At 66.2% G+C, this 2,704-nt stretch carries 4 protein-coding genes; 3 read left to right on the top strand and 1 reads right to left on the bottom strand.

Going from position 1 to position 2,704, the window contains the following annotated elements:
• Positions 1 to 319 precede the first annotated feature (319 nt).
• Positions 320 to 850 (bottom strand): GntR family transcriptional regulator, encoded by a 531-nt coding sequence (locus AB0I22_RS39670; protein ID WP_363135898.1) that lies wholly within the window; start codon positions 848 to 850, stop codon positions 320 to 322.
• A gap of 141 nt (positions 851 to 991) precedes the next feature.
• Here AB0I22_RS39670 and AB0I22_RS39665 point away from each other — a divergent pair, with 141 nt between their 5' ends.
• The 3 genes from AB0I22_RS39665 to AB0I22_RS39655 form a co-directional block, all read left to right on the top strand.
• Positions 992 to 1,357, top strand: coding sequence for a hypothetical protein (locus AB0I22_RS39665; RefSeq protein ID WP_363135897.1), 366 nt, complete (start codon positions 992 to 994; stop codon positions 1,355 to 1,357).
• Complete coding sequence (locus tag AB0I22_RS39660; RefSeq protein WP_363135896.1) at positions 1,357 to 1,554, top strand: hypothetical protein; 198 nt, start codon at positions 1,357 to 1,359, stop codon at positions 1,552 to 1,554. The genes AB0I22_RS39665 and AB0I22_RS39660 overlap by 1 nt, the downstream gene beginning before the upstream one ends.
• On the top strand, positions 1,554 to 2,704 hold a 1,151-nt coding region (locus AB0I22_RS39655; RefSeq protein ID WP_363135895.1), incomplete at its 3' end, for a cell division protein FtsK. The genes AB0I22_RS39660 and AB0I22_RS39655, both read left to right, overlap by 1 nt.

Raw genomic sequence — 2,704 nt, 5'->3', positions numbered from 1 at the left:
CAGGAGTGCGCGGCGGCCACGGGCCGCCAGCGCGCGCGGCCCGCGCATGCGGGCCGCCTTGATCCAGTAAAGAAACTCTGAACAGCCAGCTCTGACCCAGGCCGATCGGTGTGCTCGCTGGAGGCTTCGCGGCCCTGGTGCTCGTCGTCGTCAGCCGCTTCAACCGGCTGCTGCTACATCTGCCCTGCGTGCGGACAGGGGCATAGAACAAGGGGAAGCTTGATGAACGAAACGGAGTTCGCGCTACTCGTGGAGATTGCAGAGATGACGCGGAACCTGAACCGGGAAGTGGAGAACCTGAACACGCGGGTTTCGGAGGTTAGTTCGCGCCTGGATTCTCTAGACGGGCAACCTTGCTCTCAAGACCGGAAACCTGCTGCTTAAGCTCCCCGACTTGGCCCGTTACCTGTCGCAACTGCTCACGCAAACCAAGGAGAATATCCGTCAAGCTGGCGGTCTGGGCGGTACTGCCTTCCCCACGGGCTGACGCTGCGGCGCTATCCGATTCCACGCTTTCCTTGTACGCCGTGTACCAGGTAGGCGGGGTGTACGTGATCGCGAACTCCCCGGAGAATTCCTCGGCGAGTTCGCTGATCGGGTCTACGGAGGGCTGCTGCTTCGGGTCCGAGACGTAGTTGCCTCGCCCATGGACTGAGTAGATGAGCCCTTCCTCCCGCAGCACGCGCAGCGCGGCGTGAACGGTGGCGTTGGCAATGCCAAGGGTGTCCTTGAGCTCACGTGACGACGGCAGACGGTCACCCGGTTTGAGGTGGCCTTGGGAGATCTCTGCTCGGAGTTTGTCAGCGGCCAGCAGATACGGCGGGCGCGGGTCGTCACTCGGCAGGCTCATGGCCCAAGTCTAGTCCGCTCTAGTCCGAGCCAGACAGCGAACAGAGATCTAGAGTGCTCCAGGTCACATTGACTGATCTAGACCGCTCCATGTACTACTTGATCCACACCGCAACGAGCGGCTAGATCAAGGGAGTTCGTAATGGCTACGACGCGTATCCGCGTGGGACTGCTGCCGTCCACGATGTTCATGGCGGGCACGGCCCCGGTTCCGAAGGTCAAGGACCCTCAGACGGGGGAGCTGGCCACCGACCGGGACACGGGGGAGACCCTGTTCACGATGACGGTGTTCCTGATGGAGGAAGGCCGCGCGGAGCAGATGAAGATCACGGTTCCGCAGTCGGGCCTGCCCGATGGCCTTCAGCCCGGTGTGCCGGTCCGGCCGGTGGAACTGTTCGCCACGCCGTGGGCGCGCATGTTCAACGGCCAGCTTTCCGACGGCGTTGCCTACCGGGCTTCGGCGCTGGAGCTGGCGGCCCCGATGCAGGCTGCGGCGGTGAGCGAGTGATGACCGCCATCCCCCAGCCTGCCTACCCGGTCACCCCCGACGGTGACGACGATCCCCGGTTCACGACGGGCCTCGCCTTCGATGTGGCCTTCGTCCTGGAGACCCACGGCTTCCCGAAGCTGACCAACGGCCTGGACTTCGTGGACCTTCAGCAGGCGCTGTTCCGCTTCCTCTACGTGGCGGAGGGTCGGCGCTGATGGTGCAGGAAGCGATGGGGGCTGCCTCGATCATGATCGGGGCGGTCCTCGCCCTGGGGGCCGGATGGGCCCTGTGGTGGCTGGTCCGTTACATACGCGCCGACAGGATGACGCGGGCGAGCATCCGGCAAGCGGTCCGGGTTCGCCGTGGCTGGCGTCGGCTGGCCCCGATGGCCGGACTGTCGGTCACGGACAAGGTGCAGCCCGCACAGACGGTGGTGTTCGCGTCGGACGGCAAGGTTCCCAAGGCCCGGATTCTGATCCCCCGGATCAAGGTCACGCCGGACCGGTACGGGGTCGTGGTCCGGGCCGTGTGCCTCCCGAAAGTAAGTCTGGCGGAGTTCCAGAAAGCGGCCCCGTATCTGGCGGACGCCTGGCGGTGCACGCGGGTCTCGGTCCTGCCGGATCAGCCGGGCCAGCTCGTGATCCGTGGCGTGCGCGTGGACCCGCTGACCACCCCGACCAACCACACGCCTACCGGCCTGGTCCCGGAAGAGTTGGCCCGGTGGCACCTGGGCGTGGACGACTACGCCGTGCCGGTCAGTGTGAGCCTGGCGGACGTGCCCGGCGTGACGGTGGCGGGCCTGCCCGGCTACGGGAAAACGTCGCTGATCAACCGGTTCATCTGCGACACCGCGCCCTCCGATGCGATTCAGTACGCCATCGCCGACGGCAAGGTGACCTCCTCCTACGAGGGCGACTATGCCGACCTGGAACAGCGGGCGTTCGCGTTCGTCGGTGACGACCTGGCGGAAGCCAACACCCTCTTCAAGCGGCTGGTGGACCTGCGGCGCGACCGCTCGGCCTCGATCCGCTCGGTGCTCGGGGTCAAGAACATGTGGCACGTCGGGCCCTCGGCCTCCTGGCCGCTGGTGGTGCTCATCGTGGATGAGGCACACACCTACTTCCGCGAGCACAAGGGCTCGGACCGCCGGACGAAGGATCTCGCCGCGCTCGCTTCGGAGAACGCCCGGCTCGTGGAAGACCTCGTCAAGAAGGGCCGGAGCGTCGGCGTCCTGGTGCTCATCGCCACCCAGAAGGCGACGGGCGACGCGATCCCCACGTTCATCCGCGACGTGTGCCCGGTCGGCCTGTCCTTCGCGCAGAAGACCGCTGAAGCCGCGGTGGTCGCCCTGGGCGAAGACATCCG

This window comes from Streptomyces sp. NPDC050610 (assembly GCF_040654875.1).
Classification (GTDB): domain Bacteria; phylum Actinomycetota; class Actinomycetes; order Streptomycetales; family Streptomycetaceae; genus Streptomyces.
The sequence above is the reverse complement of the archived record's forward strand: the minus strand, read 5'-3'. Positions and strand labels throughout refer to the sequence as shown.

Coding starts and splice junctions, on each gene's coding strand:
- AB0I22_RS39670 (WP_363135898.1), bottom strand. CDS start 850: ATGAGCCTGCCGAGTGACGACCCGCGCCCGCCGTATCTGCTGGCCGCT.
- AB0I22_RS39665 (WP_363135897.1), top strand. CDS start 992: ATGGCTACGACGCGTATCCGCGTGGGACTGCTGCCGTCCACGATGTTC.
- AB0I22_RS39660 (WP_363135896.1), top strand. CDS start 1,357: ATGACCGCCATCCCCCAGCCTGCCTACCCGGTCACCCCCGACGGTGAC.